Genomic DNA, 16,589 nt, shown 5'->3' with positions numbered 1-16,589 from the left:
GCCGAATGACCAGTGGAGTTCCGGAGATGCGCGCCTCCGATGCGGAGCGCGAAAGAGTTGCCGAGGTATTGCGCGATGCGGTCGCCGAGGGGCGGCTGGACATGGAGGAGTTCGACCAGCGACTCGACGCCGTCTACAAGGCGCGTACGCACGGCGAGCTGGAGCCCCTGGTCAGCGACCTGCCGGTGCCGGGGACTGCGGTAGCGCCGGTGGCTTCCGCTGCTGCTTCCCCTGCCATGTCCGGCAAGCCGACGTCCTGGCCCGCCCGGATCGGCGGACCGGCCACGTCGAAGGGGGCCTTCGCCTTCTGGGGCGGCTTCGGCCGCAAGGGCACGTGGACGGTGGCCCGGCGGTTCACGGCGTTCGCAATGATGGGCGGCGGCGAGATCGACCTGCGCGAGGCGCGCTTCGAGGACCGCGAGATCGTGATCCGCTGCTTCGCCTTCATGGGCGGCATCCAGGTCGCCGTACCGCCGGGCCTCAATGTGAACGTCAACGGCTTCGGCTTCATGGGCGGCTTCGGCGACGTGACCGGGGAGTCGGGCGAGCCTCCGGCGCCGGACTCGCCGCGCGTGACGATCACCGGCTTCGCGGTGATGGGCGGGGTGGGCGTGGAGCGCAAGGTGACGCAGGCCGAGAAGCAGCGCCTGAAGGAAGCGCGCAGGCGGGAGAAGCTGGAGAAGAAGGCCGAGCGGAAGAAGCTCGACTGAGTGCCCCTGACGGTTCCCGCACCGCAGGAGGCCGACGACAGCCCGCCCCCTACAGCTCTGCCGCGGCGGTGCTCCTGAGGCTCGCGAGGTCGAAGGCCATGCCCATCCGGCGGTAGCCCGCGTCGCTGGGGTGCAGGTGGTCGCCGGAGTCGTACGCCGGAAGGAGCCGGTCCGGGGCGTACGGGTCGCGCAGCGCCAGGTCGAAGTCCACGACCTCGTCGAAGATGCCGCGCGTACGGATCGCCTCGTTGACGGTGTCGCGCACCGCTTCGAGCTGCGGCGTATGGGCCCGCGTGCCCTCGAACGGCATGATCGTCGCCCCGATCACGCGCAGGCCGCGCGCACGCGCCTGACGGGCCACCTGTTCGAGCCCCGCCGCGATGCGCGTGGCTTCGAGCTCGTGCGGCGGACGCAGGATGTCGTTGATGCCGAGGACGACGACGACGGCCTTGGCGCCGGAGCGTGAGAGGACGTCACGGTCGAAGCGGGAGAGCCCGCTGGGGCCCGTACCGTCGCTGAGGAGGCGGTTTCCGCTGATGCCCTGGTTGAGCACGGCGTACCGGCCGTCGAGGCGCTCGGCGAGCACGTCCGTCCAGCGGCGGTTGGCGCCCGCGGTGGAGGTGACGCCGTCGGTGATCGAGTCGCCGATGACGACGACCGCGCCCTCGGCCTTGCCGGTCAGGACGTCGACGGCGGTGAGGTAGCGCCAGTACGGGGTCTGCTCGGTGTACGGGTCGCCGAGCGTGTCCTCCGTACGGTCGCCCTCCGCGACGTACGACGTCTGGCGGGCCCGCGGGTGGTGCGTGACCGGGCCGCTGGGCGTCGGCGAGTAGGTGGTGACCAGCAGGTCGGTGTCGCGCGGCACTTCGAGGACGGCCGGGTCGCTGACGACCTGTCCGCCGGGCGGGATGACGACCGCGGTCGAGCCGCCGAAGAGGAGCCGGCGCATGGTGCCCTGCGCGGCGGTCGGGGCGCCGGGGGTGGCGGCGACGGCGACCGAGGCATGCGTGATGCGCAGGGGCCGGCCGCCGAAGAGGTTGGAGAGGGTGACGCGGGTGCTGGTGCCGCCGATGCTCGTGTGCACGACGTTACGAATCGAACGGCCGGGGAAGCCCTGCTCTGTGTTCGGCTCGGCGAAGGCGGGCGATGTGGACCAGGTGCCGATCCAGGAGCCGGAAGTGGCGGGCGCCGCCGAACGCACCGGCCTGTGGGGCTGTGCCTGCGTCTTCTCGTCGCGGCCGCCGAGCGTCGCCCCGGCGAATATGGCCCCCGAGATGAGGACCACCACCGCGGCGAGCGCGGCAAGCAGGGCATAACCGTTGCGCTTGGTCATGCTCGGTCGTATCTCCTCGGGCGCAGGGAGCCCCGAGGCTCCATTCGAACTGACTCAATGATGCGCCATTGCACCGTTAGGACAGACGTCGGGAACTCGTAGTGCGTTCCATGAGTAGGTCAGGTAGGGAAAGTGCGTACGGGACGGTGCGTAAGACGGACAGGTGGAGCGGATGAATCGCATGAAACCGGAAACTGACGGCATGTCTGATAATGAGAGGTCTGCCCGCTCAGCGACCGCGCCACCCTCCGTCTCCTCCCCTCTCACCCCCTTCGCGTACAGCGCGGCCGACGAGGAGAAGCGCCAGGGCGTACGCCGCATGAAGGCGACGGCGACCGGCCTGCTGCTCCTGGTCGCGGTCATCTACGTACTGGCCACATGGGCGGAGAACGCGGGGATCGACGGCTGGCCGGCGTACGTCGCGGCGGCCGCCGAGGCGGGGATGGTGGGCGCGCTGGCCGACTGGTTCGCCGTAACGGCCCTCTTCAAACGCCCGATGGGCCTGCCCATCCCGCACACCGCGATCATCCCCACGAAGAAGGACCAGCTGGGCACGACGCTGGGCTCTTTCGTCGGTGAGAACTTTCTCTCATCGGACGTTGTACGCACCCGCCTGCGCGCGATCGGCATCGGCAGACGGGTCGGCGCCTGGCTTTCGGAACCGGACCACGCGGACCGCGTGACGGAGGAACTCTCCACCGCCCTGCGCGGCGCCCTGACGGTCCTTCGCGACTCCGACGTCCAGGCGGTGGTGGGCGAGGCGATCACGCGCCGCGCGGACGCGGCGGAGATCGCCCCGGGCATCGGCCAGGCCCTGGACAAGGTCGTCGCCGACGGTGCACACCGCCGGGCCGTGGACCTGATCTGCTCCCGCGCCCACGACTGGCTGGTGCTGCACGGCGATTCGGTGATGGACGCGGTGCAGGGCGGGGCGCCGGGCTGGACGCCGCGCTTCGTCGACAAGAAGGTCGGCGACCGCGTCTACAAGGAACTCCTGCGCTTCATCACCGAGATGCGCGACATGCCCGGCCACCCGGCGCGCGGCGCGATCGACCGCTTCCTGCGGGACTTCGCCGCCGACCTCCGGTCGGACACGGACACGCGGGCGAAGGTGGAGCGCCTGAAGTCGGAGATCCTGGGCCGGGGCGAGGTCCAGGACGTGATCGCCTCGGCCTGGGCCGCCGTACGCACCATGATCATCTCGGCGGCGGAGGACGAGCAGAGCGAACTGCGCCTGCGGGTGAGGGCCTCGCTGCTCTCCCTGGGCAGCCGGCTGGCGACGGACGGGCGGCTGCAGGGGAAGCTGGAGGGGTGGCTGGAGGATGCGGCGGTGTACGTGGTGACGACGTACCGCAGCGAGATCACTTCGCTGATCAGCGACACGGTGGCGGGCTGGGACGCGGAGCAGACGTCGAGGAAGATCGAGGCGCACATCGGCCGGGACCTGCAGTTCATCAGGATCAACGGCACGGTGGTGGGGGCGCTGGCGGGGCTGCTGATCTACACGGTGTCGCATGTGGTGAGCGGTTAGGCCCTCCCCGCAAAGCGGCTGGGCGCGGGACCGCCTGTCGCCGGTCACGCGCCCAGCCAGTGGGGGAGTTGCTTGCTAGTACGTACGGCCCGCGCCGTATGTTCAGCCGCGCCCGACGGCAGTCGCCCGACCCGTGCCGCCGGCGGGTACGGCCGACCGGGCCAGCGCCCCCAGCGCGAGCACGTAGCAGGCCCCGCCCACCGGCATCAGGTCCAGGTTCGAAGCCATCGCAGCGGTCCCGACGACCACCAGCGCAAGCGCCCACCAGCCCACGGCCCGCGACCCGTGTCCGGCCGACGCGGCGCCACCCGCAGCGGCGGCGGCGACGAGGGCGATGAGGCCGATGAAGAGGAACTGGGGGCCGACGTCGTAGATCGCGGGCATCACACCGGGGTAGTCCTGAATCCGCTCAAAGCTCTCGCTCATCTCAGCCACGTTCGACACCTGGAACCCGACGACGAGGTCGATGACGGCCTGCGTGACGGACGCGGCGAGCCCCACCATCGCGGCACCGAGCCCCACAGCGGCGGTACGCGGCCGCGCCGACCGCACCTGCCGGTACAGCCCCACAAACACCACCCCGAACAGCAACATGCTCCCCAGGAACGCGAGGTGACCGGACGTCCACCCGGCCCCCGGCTCCTTCGAGGTGTCCACGAGCAGCCGGATGGACCCGTACGCCACGAGGAGGGCGGGGGCGGCGACGTACGAGAACCGGGTGAGTGCAGATCGCTGTGTCATGTCCCAACCATGGCCGCTGAGCTGGGACGTTGGAATCGGGGATCACCATGACGCCGCCCCTGACGCCACCCCGAGGGGCGCTGGGGGCGGGTGTCAGGGGTGGCGTCCCTGAATGCGTACGGCTGCGGATCCGGTATCGGCCACGCGGACGATCTCCCGGTTCGCCAACGAGTAGCCGCCGCAGCCTGCGATCGTCCTTCATCCCGCTACCCCGCGCCGAACTCCCCGCGCTGTACGCCCCGGATGAACCCACCCAGGAGTCCCGCCGCACAGCGAGTCGCGGCCCATCGGGCACCTTCGGGTCACGCACGGCGGTGAACGCGGCGAGGGCGGCTACCTCGACACATTGGGTTCCGCTGCCGCCGCTGTACGAGGACTTGATCCAGGCATCCGGCGGTATAGCCGGTGTTCGGCTTTGCATCGCAGCTCCCAGGGACACGTTTGATCAGCTCGGTATCAGCACGCTGAGTTCACTACGATGTACGGCGCGTATGAACTCGGCCCAAGCGACCCCTCCGACGGCTATCCGCGCCTCGGCGGGCCGTTTGGAGTCGCGCACGACGGCGCCGGTGGGGACGGCCGCGAACTCCACGCATTCGCCTCCCATGCCATTGCTGTAACTGCTCTTCTGCCACTGCACGGTTGGGGGCAGCGTCATCAGGGGTGCTCCTCCAGAACTCTTTTGATCAGCAGAACTGATCGCTGTGGACTCAAGGCAAGCGCCATGAGGTGGTCGAACGCCTTGGTGTAGAGGCTTACGTCTGTTGGGTCCTCGAGATAGACGGAGTCGGTCAGCCCCTCCCGATACACCATGTCCGGGTCCTCCTGTTCGGGGAAGCCGAGGACCGTGAAGGGGCCGGTGGTGGGGTAGGCCCCTGCGTCGAAGGGCAGTACCTGAATCGTCACGTTCCTCAACTCAGCCATTTCCAGCATACGTTCGAGCTGCCCCGCCATGACCTGACGATTTCCGACGACGTGCATGAGCGCGCTCTGGTGCACGACGGCCCAGACGTCCGGCGCGTTTTCGCCGGTCAACAGTTCCTGGCGGCGCATCCGTACGTCGACCATGCGCTGGATCTCCTCGGCTGTGTGGTCGACCCAGGCGCGACTCAGGTGTGACGCGTATTCGGGCGTCTGCAACAGGCCCGGGACAAACTCGCCTTGGTAGCTGCGGAGGACTGAAGCCGCCTGCTCGAGGCCCACGTACACGGAAAACCATGCGGGGACGGCATCCCCGTGAGCGTGCCACCAGCCCTTGGTCTTCGACTCCTTGGCCAGGGACTTGAGGAGGTCGCGCAGCTCGTCCGAGGTTCCGTAGAAGCGACACAGTGCGTCCACGTCGGACGGCTGAACCCGTCCCTGGCCCGTCTCCATCCTGTTGACCTTGGAGCTGCTCCAGTCCAGTTCCTTGCCCACCTGAGTGCAGGTCAGGTTGTTGTCCTCGCGAAGTTTCTTGAGCTCGATCGCCAACCGGCGACGGCGAGCGGTAGGGGAGCCTGCCATGTCAACTCCTTGCGCTGTAGCGGAGGTTCAATCTCAGCGGAAGCGGCGTGAATGGCCAATCACCCGTTAGGGGGAATCCCGTCGTGCACATTGCATAAAGGGACGGGCCGCTGCGATCCTCTCACTAAGAGTGACCGAAAGTCACGCAGTGCGCGACGAGGTGCGCGGGAGGCAGACGAAATGATCTACGGAAACGAGTGCGTCAGGCGGAAGCCCTGGGACTTGCCGTTCTGTGCAGAACTGGACGAGATCTCAGGCTTGCGCCGAGTGTTGCGACTGCACCTGACCTTGTGGGGGCTGCCGGAACTGGTGGAGTCGGCTCAGATCTGCGTCACGGAACTGGCGTCGAATGTCATCAGCCACGTAGGAGTCGGCACCCCCACCACGCTCGCGGTCTCGATGAGAGACACCTACCTCCGTATCGAGGTAGGGGACCCTGATACCCGAGCGCTGCCCACACTTCTCCACGCAGATCCGGATGCGGAATCGGGACGAGGGATGGCGCTTGTCGACGCACTCACCGACCGCTGGGGCGTGATCCTCCGGGCGGACTCCAAAGTGGTGTGGTGCGAACTGGCCACAGGCCTCACTTCACCGAACGGCCACGCCGGCGGGCCCCGGGTGCAGCACGCGGAGGAGTACCTGTCGCTCTACGCCACCGGGCGCCACCCGCGTCCGACCGCCCAGGGCCGACTGGGCACAGCCATCGCCGAGGAGGCCGCAATCGACCTGATCGCCGACCTCCTCCACTGGCTCCGCGCCCACGGCTGCGACCCGGACGAGGCCCTGGATCGCGCGCAGAGGCACTTCGAGGCGGAGGAGCGGTCGGAGAACGAGGCGCTCGGGTTCGTCCCATAGAGTTCCGGCTGCTGGCCGCAGGGGCTGTCAATCCTCGTTACGAATTCAGTGAGGCCGATGAGGTCGCGGCCTCGAACCCGCAGGCGTCTGTCCCCGTTCGGCCAGGACTTTCTTCGCTGAGCATCACCGATCCGCGACCAGAAATTCCGTTGTGGAACCACCGGACCTCACAGACATCCGGGCACTGCCTTGATCAGGTGCGCAGGTAGGAGTGGATCGCAGAGGCGATGGCCGTGCCGAGTGGGATGGGTACCGCGTTGCCGATCTGCCGGGCGATGTCGGTCTTCGAGCCGCACCAGCGAAAGTCGAGGGGGAAGCCCTGTATGCGAGCGGCCTCGTAGTGGGTGATCGGACGAGCGGCGGTCGGGTGGAGATAACGGCCCTTCTCGGGCTTGAAGAATTCGGTTCGGATGGTTACCGAGGGCTCGCCCAGTCGAAGCCGGCCCATGACGTCCCCGGTACCGGTGTGGTGATTGTCCCAGCTGTCGGTCGAGAGATATTTGACCGGCGTCCTCACGCCCGGAGGATTCGGGGTGTCGAAGATCTGGATTTCGCCTTCCCCGTCCATCGTGTACCACTTGCCGTGCAGGTCCTTGCGGTTTCCGCCCCGGGGAATGGCTCGGTAGCGGGCCCTTGAGAGCGGCTCCGGATTACGGCCGAAATGGAGGTCACCGGTCGTGAAGATACCCGGGAGGACGGTGTCCACCTCAGGGATGTAGTCCTTGCCGTCCGGGAGTTCAGTGCCTCGGATCACGAGCCGGGCCGATTCGTTGAACACGCTGTCGACTGCTCGCCAGTACGAGGGCCTCACGTCGATGCCATCGAGCCGCTGGGTCGGGACGCCGTTGCTGCGCTTCGGGCGTCGTACATGCGTCGTGGCCGGGTACGTCATCGCGCGACCGTTGTCGACATCACGGTGCACACCGATGACGATGGCTCGCCGACGTGCTTGGACTGCACCGTAGTCGGCGGCGTTGAGCAGATAGCGCTTGTACTTGTTCTCCTCAGTGTCGGTCGAGTCATGGCCGGGAGGATCGACGAGTCGGTATTCGGCCAGAAGGCCGCCCTTTTTCACTTCGCTGAGCAGGTTGAGGAACTCGTCCGACTTGAGAAAGCGATCGACATTCTCGATGACGAAAACCTTGGGGCGAATTTTGGCGACGATGCGAACGTATTCCTCCCACAGGCGGTTACGTTCGGAGCCCTTCTTGTGGCGGTTCAAGGCCGAGAAGCCCTGGCAGGGAGGTCCTCCGACCACCACGTCCGCGTGGAGGGCATCCTCCGTCGGCTTCCAGTCCTCAATGTCTTCGAGGTGGACGCGGGCTGCCGGAAGATTGTCGTCCAGTCGGTGGCTTCCGAAGTTCACGGCGTACGTGGCAGCTGCAGACGGGTCGTGTTCGACTGCCGCGATGCTGTGGAAGACAGGTCCGTTGTCCTCTGCCCCCTCCGGGCGGAACTCGTGAAACCCCTGGGTGAAGCCACCACAGCCGGAGAAAAGATCTAGGACGGTGATGGGCTCGGGGGTGAGGGGACGGGGCGTGCGCATGAGGCGATCTTAGCTTCGCAGGGCGGCTGCGATTGCGCGACCGACAGCGGTCGCGAGAGGCGGCGGCATAGCATGGCCGATCTGGCGATACCTGGACGTCTTGCCACCGAAGAAGCGCCACTCCTGGGGGATCGCCTGGATCAACGCGGCCTGGTCGACGGTCAGCTTGGGTTGTTCGTCCGCAGGGAAGTCCGCGCCTGGGGGTTCGTCGCCGAGGCTGTTGCCGTTCACGCCGAGCGCAGCCCATGCCTTCTTGGTGCCGGTGGGACCGAGGTCGGCGCCGCCCCGGCGGTCGGAGCCTCCGACGAGTGCGGGCGCGATGCGGTCGGCACCCTTGATCCAGCGTTCTGCGCCGGGCCATCCGTATGCGGACATGGAAGGGCCGAGGACCTGGCCGACGGTCGGGGGCGGCAGCTCGTCCGGCGCGGGCCAGGAGAATCGGGAGAAGTACGGGTCCTGCAGGGCGACCAGGAAGCCGCTGCTGCGGTTCTGCGGCACGCCGAAGCCTGCGGCATTGATGACTCGCCAACTCCAGTGGTAGCCCGCATTCCTGAGCTCGTTTTCGATCCACGACCGGTCAGCCTCGAAGCCCGGGCTCTCGACCAGGTCCGGGACGTTCTCCAAGAGCACGGCTTTCGGGTTGATGTCGCGTGCCAGACCGATCGCAGCCCTGAGAACTCCGCGCTCCTCCGTATCCTCGGCGCGACCGACAGTGGCCGAGGACTTTACGCGTGGGAGTCCACCGCTGATGAGATCGACGCCTAGAGTCTCGGGGCGCATGCTCGGGTGGAAACGTACGATGTCCATGCAGACCACGTCCCACTCAGGTCGGTTGAGGTCGATCGTGAAGCAGGCGTCGGCCTTGCTGTCGATGAGCAGTACGGGGTCGAACCCGGCACGCTCGAGTCCAAGCGCTTGCGCTCCTGCTCCGGCACAGATCTCCACCGACCTGAACCGGCGAGGATCGACCGACGCCGCCGGAGCAGACTGTGCAATCGGTGTGTTCTCCCTCGGCGAGGCGCTTGCGGACCGTTCGTCGGCAACGCCGCTTTGGGCCGTGCCCTGCTCGGTCTGCGCAGCGCCGTCCCCGGCGGGCTGGGAACTGAGCCGTTGGGCGTCGACCGACTCCTGGGCGACCGCGCGCAGTTCATGGTCCAGCGCGTGCTCCTCGACGCCGTCGAAGAGCACGAACGGGGCGAGCCGCAGCAGCCTCTTGAGGAAGTCGCGCAGGGTCTCGCGTTCGTTCAGGCCGGACAGATCGAGGTCTTTCCAGACGCGGAGGATGGCCCGGACCATGTGCGGGCTTCCGCCGAGCGCGGCTCGGCGTGCGTAGATCTGGTCGAACGCGGCCTCACCGAGGATCTTGAGGGCGCCGTACGGCTCCGGGTCGTCGGAGGAGCGCACGAGCTGGGCCCGCCACCACAGTCGGCCGAAGACGTGCCGGGTGAGGTCCGTGCCGAGGATGCGGTCCTTGGGCGGCTGCGGGTAGCGCCAGAAGGCGACGTCCGGGAGCAGGACGAGTGCGAGGAAGGCCCAGACGTCCCGTGAGGCGGCCTCGGCAGGCACCATGCCCATCTCGGCGTGCAGCAGAGCGGCGAGCCGGAGGTCGAAGTCGGCGTTGCGCGCACGGTCGGAGTCGTCAGGGAAACCGGCATGCTTGGCGAGGTCGACGACGCCTGCACGCAGTTCCTGAAGCCGAGCGGCGGAGACGCGGTCACCACCGGTGGCCACGTACACCGCCGACTCGTGGGCGATGGCCACTCGACCGGTCAGCTCGGCGATTGTCAGGTGACGGTACTCCTCGAAGACCGGTCTGGCCTGTTCGGCGAGCAATCGGGGGTAGAGGAAGCTCATCACGACACCTCGAAGATCTTGACCGCTGCCTGCAGATCCGAGGCGAACAGAGCGGGTGACTGTCGTCGGCGCAGACGGATGTCAGTAATCGACTGTCCCGGGAAGAGGTGGTCGAACTGACTCAGCAGGGTGGCGCCCAGTGAGCCGTCGGGGAAGTCTGCGTCCTCGGCGAAGTCGTCGTTGTTGAGTGCGTGCTCGATCATGATCCGGGCGGCGTCCGCGTACACCGCGGAGAGCACGATCCGATCCACTTGGCGGGGCTTGCCGGCGTTCTCGAACGCGGTGGCGGTGACCGTGTTCCGCTCATTGACGAGTAGGAGCAGGGACCCCATGGTGGCGCTCTCCAGGCCCCCGCTGATCTGCAAGTGCCAGGCTGCGTCATCGGGAAAGGACGTTCGGGAGAAGTCGATCACGGCCATGGGGAACTGCGGCGCGTCGCCCTGGAGGCGCAGCGACTCCCGATCACTCCACAGAACAGAGCCGGCCCGGCGAGGGGAGGAGGGACGGGCGTCGCTCCGGCGCTCGGCCAGGACGAGAGCGGTGTCCAGGAGGAGCAGGCCGCCCAGATCGGCACCCCGGAGTCGGACATCGAACTCCACCGTGTTCGTGCCACTTTCGGCCAGGCGCACGTGTTGCGCCGGCCCGCTGAGGTTGGACCCGGTGGCCGTCCACACGGCCGCGAGCATGAGCGCCGCGTCGGTCGGAAGGCCCGACTGCGAACGCGCCCGATCCATGTCGACACGGACAGTCCTGCGCAGGTGCAGGTCCATCTGGTAATCCCAGTCCGGCAGCGCCTCGGGCATGACGACATCGCCGTCCTCGGTCGCCAGCAACCACTCCTCGGCGGCTATGACGTCCGCGGCCGGGATGCGGTACGGAAGAACGCGCCGAGTCACGGGGTCATCACCGCCTCGACCTTGATGCCGATCTCGGTCATGGTGTCGGGGGCCGGTCGCACCAGGGCACGCCAGACAGACTCGCTGCCCGCGATCACGTATGTCTCGGTGGCATACAGGCGCCCGTCGCCGTCCTCCCAGCCGATGAGCATGGGCATGCTCGCCCCAATGGGCGGATCCGTCTCGCGCCCGCCGGTACCGGGGAGTGTGACGGCAAGGTCGATCCGAACCCGCTGCGGCCCGGGCACGGGCAGCCGGAACTCCTGGACGAGTACAGAGGTGTTGCCGCGATCGTCGTAGTAGGGGTCGCCGACGTACTGCACTCGCGGACGACGGCGCGGCATGCCGGTTCCATTGCTTCCCGGCGCATCGGTGAACGACTGCCCTTCGGCGCCGAGACCGCCCGGACCGACCGTTCCGTCGGCGGAGGGCCCTCCCGTACCGGACGGTGCCGCCTTCGGAACGGGACGGCCCGGAGCCGAACGGGTCGTGCTCTCCTCCGCGTCATCCGGCTTCGCGGCGCGTGTGGCAGTGCTGCCCGGCTTGGAGTAGGCAGTGGCTCCACCGATCCCCCAGGCTCCGCCCACCAATCCAGAGAAGAGCGAACTGGCCGCACCTAGTGCGACATTGCTGGCTCCGGGACGCGCGACGCCGCCGAGGGAGAGCAGACGCTCCTGAGCCTCGGCAATGCGTCTGAACGTCGTTTGCACGAAGGTGCTCTCGGGTCTGTCGAGCGACTGTGGGTGCCAGGCGTCGTGCGTGGGTGGTTCGGCCTTCGCGTAGATCTCGTCCATGTCTTCGTCGGCCCGGAAGACGCCGGCGTAGCCCTGGTTCACGCTGGGGGGCTTCGGCCCGGGCAGGTACGTGACGACGAGCTCTGCGGGCCGCATCAGACAGACGTGATGTACGAGATCCTCGATGTCGAGCATGCGGGACGCACGGGTCGGTTCCAGTGACGGCATGATCCGTTTCACCAGACCGAGGCGCCCCAGATACCGCTTGGGCTTCAAGCAATGCAGATCGCTGCCGTCCGGGCCGGTCATCATCTCGTAGGCGGCGACGAACATGTTGAGCGGGCGGGTCTCCCGCGGATCCGGCACGGTGTGTTGGACACCGTCACAGGTGACGGAGAAGCCCATAGCGGGTGACTTGCCAACGTTGGAGATCATCTTTGGCCAGAGGTGCCAGGTAATGCTCTCTGCCAGGTAATCGGCAGCCTCGGACGGCTCGAGCTCGTCCAGGTTCGGATCAATGACGACGACGGTCGTCCCGGTCTCCTCAGGACCGAAGGGTCTGAGGCCAAGACGCCGAGCCGTGGCCTCGGCCTCTTGGCCGACCAGGGGTTCGACGATGTCTCCCGAGGTGTTGCCCCACCAGTGCCGACCGGTGTAGCGGCGGCTTCCACAGGGCCCGGCGGCGACGTAGCTCTTCCAGAGGGTGCAGCCGATGAGCCGGGTCTCGTGACCTCCCTTGGCGGTGCGGCAGCGAGAGTGCACCAGGACGGTTCCGGACTTTGACAGCAGGTAGAAGATGCCCTTGCCGAAGCCGTAGGTGCCACCACCCAGCGCGGTTTCGCGCGGCTCGCCCATGTTGCGGATGAAGGAGACGAAGTCGTGGTCGGGGCCCACGGCGTCGTCGGCACGGGTGGGCCCTCCGAGCCCTCGGGTACCGCGGTCGGAGACGGCCAGGACCTGAATCGAGCCGCGCCTGAGCGTCTCGCGCAGCGGGAAGTTCTCCGCGCCGGCGGGCGCGCCGTCGAGCAGAATTTCCCGCCACGCGCCGGCGTGGGCCGGGCCGACCGTCCACATGTCGATGCGGTAGTCGACGGGAGTGGAAGACGGCATGAGACGGGCGTCCCAGCTGTTCTGGGCCGACTCGCGCACCAGGATGGTGAGCAGGTCGAGTTCCGGGCGTCCGAGCTGGTTGCGGATGCCCTCGGCGGCGCTCGCGCCTTCCGGAGGGTAGGGCTGGGAGAACCAGCGGGGCTCCGTCACACGGACTCCAGGATCAAGCTGTCGATCATTTCGGACACCTGGCCGGGCGACAGAGGAGCAGGGGCCTCACCGGACAGGTCGATGGTGTACTCGACGTCCAGTACCGACACCGGCACACCGGCCGCGCTGAGTTCCTGGCCCGTGAGCCCGGGGAAACCGGGGACGACCCGATACCACCTCTCCTCGCTGATCACGAAGCGCACATCGTGGTAGAGGTCGGCGTCGGACGGGCGGTATCCGGCTCCCGCAAGCAGATCGAGGAGCGCGCCCTCGTCGTCGCACAGACGAAGTGCCTCGCCGACCGCCTCCACGAACGCGGTGCCTGCACTGCTCACGGCTGTGCGGTGCAGGCGGAACCAGGCCAGGCACAGCGTCCCGCCCTCCGGCACTTCGAGCTGGTCGAGCCCGTGGATCCGCGGCCTTCGTCCTTCGCTTGCAGTGCTCGACTTCACCTCGACTGCGGTGGTCCCGGCCGAGAAGTCGTGGCGGTGCCCCTCGGGGCCGCGCCAGAGCCGGTACGCGCTCGGGTCCTGCTCGAGAAGCCGATTGAGTACGGTCAACTCGCCGAATAGCCCGGCAAGTTGATCCGGCCCCAGGCCCGTTCCCTGCGTTCGGAAGAGGGCCTTCCAACGGTCGAGAACACGGTAGAGCGCCTTGACGGGGTTCTCGGGCAGTTCGTGGGCCGCGTCCAGCACGTCCACGCACAGTTCCGTGAACAGATCGCTCAGGTCGTCGCGGAGGCAGGCGAGATCGGCGTAGGTCTGGTAGGTCTCCTCGTCCTCGAGTGCCTGCTTGCGCAACCGGAGCACGGGGCCGTCCAGGCCGGGACGAACCTTGCGGTGCGAGTGGATCGGTACCAGGACGTGGCGGTGCCCGTCGTGGTCGATGGCCACCGCCAACGGGCCACTCTCGACGACGACAGGCAACTGTGAAACCCGCAGGCGCCGGTCACCCGTGGTCTGCTCGGCCTCGAGCGCGGTCCAGCGCTCGTCGACGAGCCTGCGGAGCGCGTCGTCGTTCATGCGTCCTCGCTGTCGAGGAGGCTGTAGTCCTCTTCCTCGATCCACACGTTGGACAGGTCGGCGGATATGTACTTCTCCACCTCGCTGTCCCCGTCCCGCGGCTCAGGGAAGACCAGTCCGATGCCGATCACGTGTTCCTCGGCGTTCAGGGGCGCGCGCAGCTTCTTCGATGGGCTCGGCTCCGACACCTTGTCGATCGGGTACAGGACCAGCAGGCCGGTGTCCGGAAGTTTGGCGCGGCGGATGTCCATGATGCCCTTTTCAGGCAGCTTCGCCGTGTCCCCGTCCAGGTCCACCGCGGCGTCACGACGGCTCATCAGCGTCTTGATGTCGGCGAAGTCCGGATCGGGGTTGGTTACAGCAAGGCGGGCACGGACGTTGAGTCCGACGGTCACACCGGGAGCAAAGGTGAAGTCGTTCTCCCCTCCGAGGTTGCCGACGATTGCGACGTTCCATCGGCCCAGCGAGCCAGCCGTGGCGACTCGTTTCCGGATGTAATCGATGATCAGGTCCGCATCGTTCTCCGGGGACTTCTCGTGGAACCTGTAGGTCGACAGGAAGTCGGTCACGACGTCGTGCGGCACGTCACGGAAGACGTACCGGGCTTCAGCGGAGCGTTCCTCAATCCTGACTGCGTTCGCGGCAGAGGCGGCGACCAGGTCGCGTGCGGCTTCGATGTTCCGGCGCAGCCAGTCGGCATTGGTGTGGAAGTAGTGGGTCTGGACCCGCTTGCCGCCGTAGGACGAGGCCGCCGTAACGGCATCGCGCATCTTGGCAGCCGCGGTCACACGCAGGGCCGGATGTGTGCGCAGGCGGACGGCGAAGGTGAAGGGAGTTTCGTCCTCGGTCATGTAGACGTCGATGTCGCGGCGCATCTCGGTCTCGACTGTGGCCAAGTGCCGGAACCACTCGGCCAGCTCGTCCGTCATCCAGATCCGGGGCAGGTCGGCGTAGCCGTTCCGGAAGCCGAACCAACGCCCCATCTGCAACAGCGTGTCGTATGCCGAGACGGCGCGGACGAAATAGCTGACCGACAGGCCTTCGAGCGTCAGTCCTCGCGAAAGCGTATTTCCGCCCACGGCGATCGCCACGACCTGGCCGTTCTCGTAGTCGAGGCGGTTCTCGCTGCTCGAGTTGTCCATGATGACGCGACAACTGCTGAGGACTCCGGGCAGCTCGAGCACCAACCGCTCGAACGGCACCGTCGTCTCACCGAAGTCCTCGGCCGGGACACGGTCGGTCTCCTGCTCCCACAGGTGACGCAGCCCGGAGAGAAAGCCGGTGTCTGCCAAGGACCGCGCAGACTGCTCGCGCAGATGCTCCAGCGGCCGTTTGAAGCTGTTGTGTACAGCGGTGTTGACGCTGGTGTGGATCAGCATCGTGCTGTGCGGGTTTCCGGTACCACGTACACGCCGAGCGGCCGTGACCAGCCAGAAGTATTCGACTGCTCTGCGAAGGGTGTCGGTGATGACAGGCTCGAAGCCTTCGATGTCGGCCCTAGTCCCGGGGCGCACGCATGACACGTCGTCCTCGGGGACCGACCGGATCATGTCGTGACCGTCGTCGACCTGTTCCGGGTCCTCACCGTCGAGCGCGTAGCGCCCGAAGAGGACCTCGGTACCGAAGTGCCCTTCGGGCTTGGGAAGGTTGACGACAAAGTCCTCGGGATACAGGTCCTTTGCGCTCGGGTCGATCAGCAGGTTCGCGAAGGGCGAGGCCGTGTACCCGACGTAGGCGGACTTCGGCAGGGAGCCCATAATGTCCAGGATCAGCGGATTGATCGACTTCGTTGCCACGGTGGCCTGATCGGCTTCGTCGTCGATGATCAGCGCGGGGCAGTCCTCGAGGTAGTCGGACGCCTTCTCGAGCCATCGGGCGAGCTTGCGCAGTACCGTCGCATTCTTCTTCACCACGCACAGCACGTGCGTCTTGTTGCTCTTCCCGAAGTAGGAGGCCGGGTTCTCCTGTGGGGTGAAGTCCTTGTCGGGTCCGGTCAGTTGGGACCACATCGAAGGATTCGGCTCCACGAGCTGCTGCACCAGTCGGGCCTGGGTCTGGCGCCGGAGGCCGTTGTGGATGCCGGCCAGGACGATGAAGAGCTTGTAGCCGCGGTCGGCCGCCTTGGCCATGACCGAGGTGAAGTTGGTCGTCTTGCCGGACTGCACGTACCCGACGACGAGGCCTCGCGTGGAGAACGCCTTCTCCTTCGGATGGTTGAGCAGCGAGACGACGCGGGTGGAGGAATCGTCAAGGCTCTTGATCGACGGCTCCTGGGGCCATCCATCTTTGCGCAACAGATCTACGATCGTGGGCCAGCACTTATCCTTGGCGTGCGGACCGGTGTACCAGGTGTCGCGGTTGCCCAGAACCACTGCGTGCGGTTCCTCGAGCTCCTTGATCCGGATGGTCTGCTGCTCGTGCCGCCCACGGATGTGCTGAACGAGTTCCGGGCTGATGCCGAGTTGTTCCAGGCGTTTGACTGCCTCGGCAGGGGGAAACGCGTCCAAGAGCGCCTTAAACGTCCCGTACATGTCGTCGAATTCTTCGGTCATGAAAGTCGACCGTCTCCCGCCCTCGATCGCCCAGGCCGGTTTCCGCAGA

Annotated in this window: 12 protein-coding genes and 2 pseudogenes; 3 read left to right on the top strand and 11 right to left on the bottom strand. The window is 67.1% G+C overall.

All coding sequences use genetic code 11. The annotated features are described in order from the left end of the window. Positions 1-26 precede the first annotated feature (26 nt). Positions 27-826 (top strand): annotated as a pseudogene (locus tag J7I98_RS19950) (DUF1707 domain-containing protein). On the opposite strand, the gene J7I98_RS19945 reads toward J7I98_RS19950, so the two are convergent. After that, positions 760-2,043, bottom strand: a complete 1,284-nt coding sequence (locus J7I98_RS19945) for an SGNH/GDSL hydrolase family protein (RefSeq protein WP_214922123.1) — start codon at positions 2,041-2,043, stop codon at positions 760-762. The pseudogene J7I98_RS19950 and the gene J7I98_RS19945 sit on opposite strands and share 67 nt — an antisense overlap. 202 nt (positions 2,044-2,245) lie before the next feature. Between J7I98_RS19945 and J7I98_RS19940 the strand changes: the two genes are divergently transcribed. Beyond that, positions 2,246-3,574, top strand: coding sequence for a DUF445 domain-containing protein (locus tag J7I98_RS19940; RefSeq protein WP_214922122.1), 1,329 nt, complete (start codon positions 2,246-2,248; stop codon positions 3,572-3,574). A gap of 102 nt (positions 3,575-3,676) precedes the next feature. Here J7I98_RS19940 and J7I98_RS41160 read toward each other — a convergent pair whose 3' ends face one another. The 4 genes and pseudogenes from J7I98_RS41160 to J7I98_RS19920 form a co-directional block, all read right to left on the bottom strand. Beyond that, positions 3,677-4,315, bottom strand: a complete 639-nt coding sequence (locus tag J7I98_RS41160; RefSeq protein WP_251020919.1) for a hypothetical protein — start codon at positions 4,313-4,315, stop codon at positions 3,677-3,679. 265 nt (positions 4,316-4,580) lie between these two features. Beyond that, positions 4,581-4,736 (bottom strand): annotated as a pseudogene (locus tag J7I98_RS41155) (DUF397 domain-containing protein); the annotation flags it as partial. A gap of 24 nt (positions 4,737-4,760) precedes the next feature. Continuing rightward, the gene (locus J7I98_RS19925; protein ID WP_214922119.1) at positions 4,761-4,973 is read right to left on the bottom strand and encodes a DUF397 domain-containing protein; all 213 of its coding nucleotides are present in this window, start codon (positions 4,971-4,973) and stop codon (positions 4,761-4,763) included. Further along, positions 4,973-5,818, bottom strand: a complete 846-nt coding sequence (locus J7I98_RS19920; RefSeq protein ID WP_214922118.1) for a helix-turn-helix transcriptional regulator — start codon at positions 5,816-5,818, stop codon at positions 4,973-4,975. Before J7I98_RS19920 ends, J7I98_RS19925 begins: the two co-directional genes overlap by 1 nt. A 180-nt stretch (positions 5,819-5,998) precedes the next feature. Between J7I98_RS19920 and J7I98_RS19915 the strand changes: the two genes are divergently transcribed. After that, the gene (locus tag J7I98_RS19915; RefSeq protein ID WP_214922117.1) at positions 5,999-6,676 is read left to right on the top strand and encodes an ATP-binding protein; all 678 of its coding nucleotides are present in this window, start codon (positions 5,999-6,001) and stop codon (positions 6,674-6,676) included. Positions 6,677-6,869: 193 nt separating this feature from the next. On the opposite strand, the gene J7I98_RS19910 is transcribed toward J7I98_RS19915, so the two are convergent. The 6 genes from J7I98_RS19910 to J7I98_RS19885 are packed head-to-tail and all read right to left on the bottom strand — an operon-like array spanning position 6,870 to position 16,540. Next, complete coding sequence (locus tag J7I98_RS19910; RefSeq protein WP_214922116.1) at positions 6,870-8,222, bottom strand: DNA cytosine methyltransferase; 1,353 nt, start codon at positions 8,220-8,222, stop codon at positions 6,870-6,872. A gap of 9 nt (positions 8,223-8,231) precedes the next feature. Beyond that, positions 8,232-10,076 (bottom strand): DUF6339 family protein, encoded by a 1,845-nt coding sequence (locus tag J7I98_RS42585; protein ID WP_308377867.1) that lies wholly within the window; start codon positions 10,074-10,076, stop codon positions 8,232-8,234. Next, positions 10,076-10,972 carry a hypothetical protein gene (locus J7I98_RS19900; RefSeq protein WP_214922115.1) on the bottom strand — a complete coding sequence of 299 codons (897 nt, stop codon included), beginning with the start codon at positions 10,970-10,972 and terminating at the stop codon, positions 10,076-10,078. The genes J7I98_RS42585 and J7I98_RS19900 overlap by 1 nt, the downstream gene beginning before the upstream one ends. After that, complete coding sequence (locus J7I98_RS19895) at positions 10,969-12,966, bottom strand: hypothetical protein (protein WP_214922114.1); 1,998 nt, start codon at positions 12,964-12,966, stop codon at positions 10,969-10,971. Before J7I98_RS19895 ends, J7I98_RS19900 begins: the two co-directional genes overlap by 4 nt. Further along, on the bottom strand, positions 12,963-13,988 hold the full coding sequence (locus tag J7I98_RS19890) for a PD-(D/E)XK motif protein (protein WP_214922113.1): 1,026 nt from the start codon (positions 13,986-13,988) through the stop codon (positions 12,963-12,965). Before J7I98_RS19890 ends, J7I98_RS19895 begins: the two co-directional genes overlap by 4 nt. After that, entirely contained in the window at positions 13,985-16,540 is a 2,556-nt protein-coding gene (locus J7I98_RS19885) for a Z1 domain-containing protein (protein WP_214922112.1), read from the bottom strand. The genes J7I98_RS19890 and J7I98_RS19885 overlap by 4 nt, the downstream gene beginning before the upstream one ends. Between the last annotated feature and the right edge of the window lie 49 nt (positions 16,541-16,589).

Source organism: Streptomyces sp. ISL-98, from assembly GCF_018614055.1.
Taxonomy (GTDB): domain Bacteria; phylum Actinomycetota; class Actinomycetes; order Streptomycetales; family Streptomycetaceae; genus Streptomyces; species Streptomyces spiramyceticus.
The sequence above is the reverse complement of the archived record's forward strand: the minus strand, read 5'-3'. Positions and strand labels throughout refer to the sequence as shown.

What these genes read in the sequence shown, in the direction of transcription:
- J7I98_RS19915 (WP_214922117.1), top strand. Translation starts at nt 5,999, where the DNA reads ATGATCTACGGAAACGAGTGCGTCAGGCGGAAGCCCTGGGACTTGCCG.
- J7I98_RS42585 (WP_308377867.1), bottom strand. Translation starts at nt 10,076, where the DNA reads ATGAGCTTCCTCTACCCCCGATTGCTCGCCGAACAGGCCAGACCGGTC.
- J7I98_RS19925 (WP_214922119.1), bottom strand. Translation starts at nt 4,973, where the DNA reads ATGACGCTGCCCCCAACCGTGCAGTGGCAGAAGAGCAGTTACAGCAAT.
- J7I98_RS19945 (WP_214922123.1), bottom strand. Translation starts at nt 2,043, where the DNA reads ATGACCAAGCGCAACGGTTATGCCCTGCTTGCCGCGCTCGCCGCGGTG.
- J7I98_RS19890 (WP_214922113.1), bottom strand. Translation starts at nt 13,988, where the DNA reads ATGAACGACGACGCGCTCCGCAGGCTCGTCGACGAGCGCTGGACCGCG.
- J7I98_RS19885 (WP_214922112.1), bottom strand. Translation starts at nt 16,540, where the DNA reads ATGACCGAAGAATTCGACGACATGTACGGGACGTTTAAGGCGCTCTTG.
- J7I98_RS19910 (WP_214922116.1), bottom strand. Translation starts at nt 8,222, where the DNA reads ATGCGCACGCCCCGTCCCCTCACCCCCGAGCCCATCACCGTCCTAGAT.
- J7I98_RS19940 (WP_214922122.1), top strand. Translation starts at nt 2,246, where the DNA reads ATGTCTGATAATGAGAGGTCTGCCCGCTCAGCGACCGCGCCACCCTCC.
- J7I98_RS19920 (WP_214922118.1), bottom strand. Translation starts at nt 5,818, where the DNA reads ATGGCAGGCTCCCCTACCGCTCGCCGTCGCCGGTTGGCGATCGAGCTC.
- J7I98_RS41160 (WP_251020919.1), bottom strand. Translation starts at nt 4,315, where the DNA reads ATGACACAGCGATCTGCACTCACCCGGTTCTCGTACGTCGCCGCCCCC.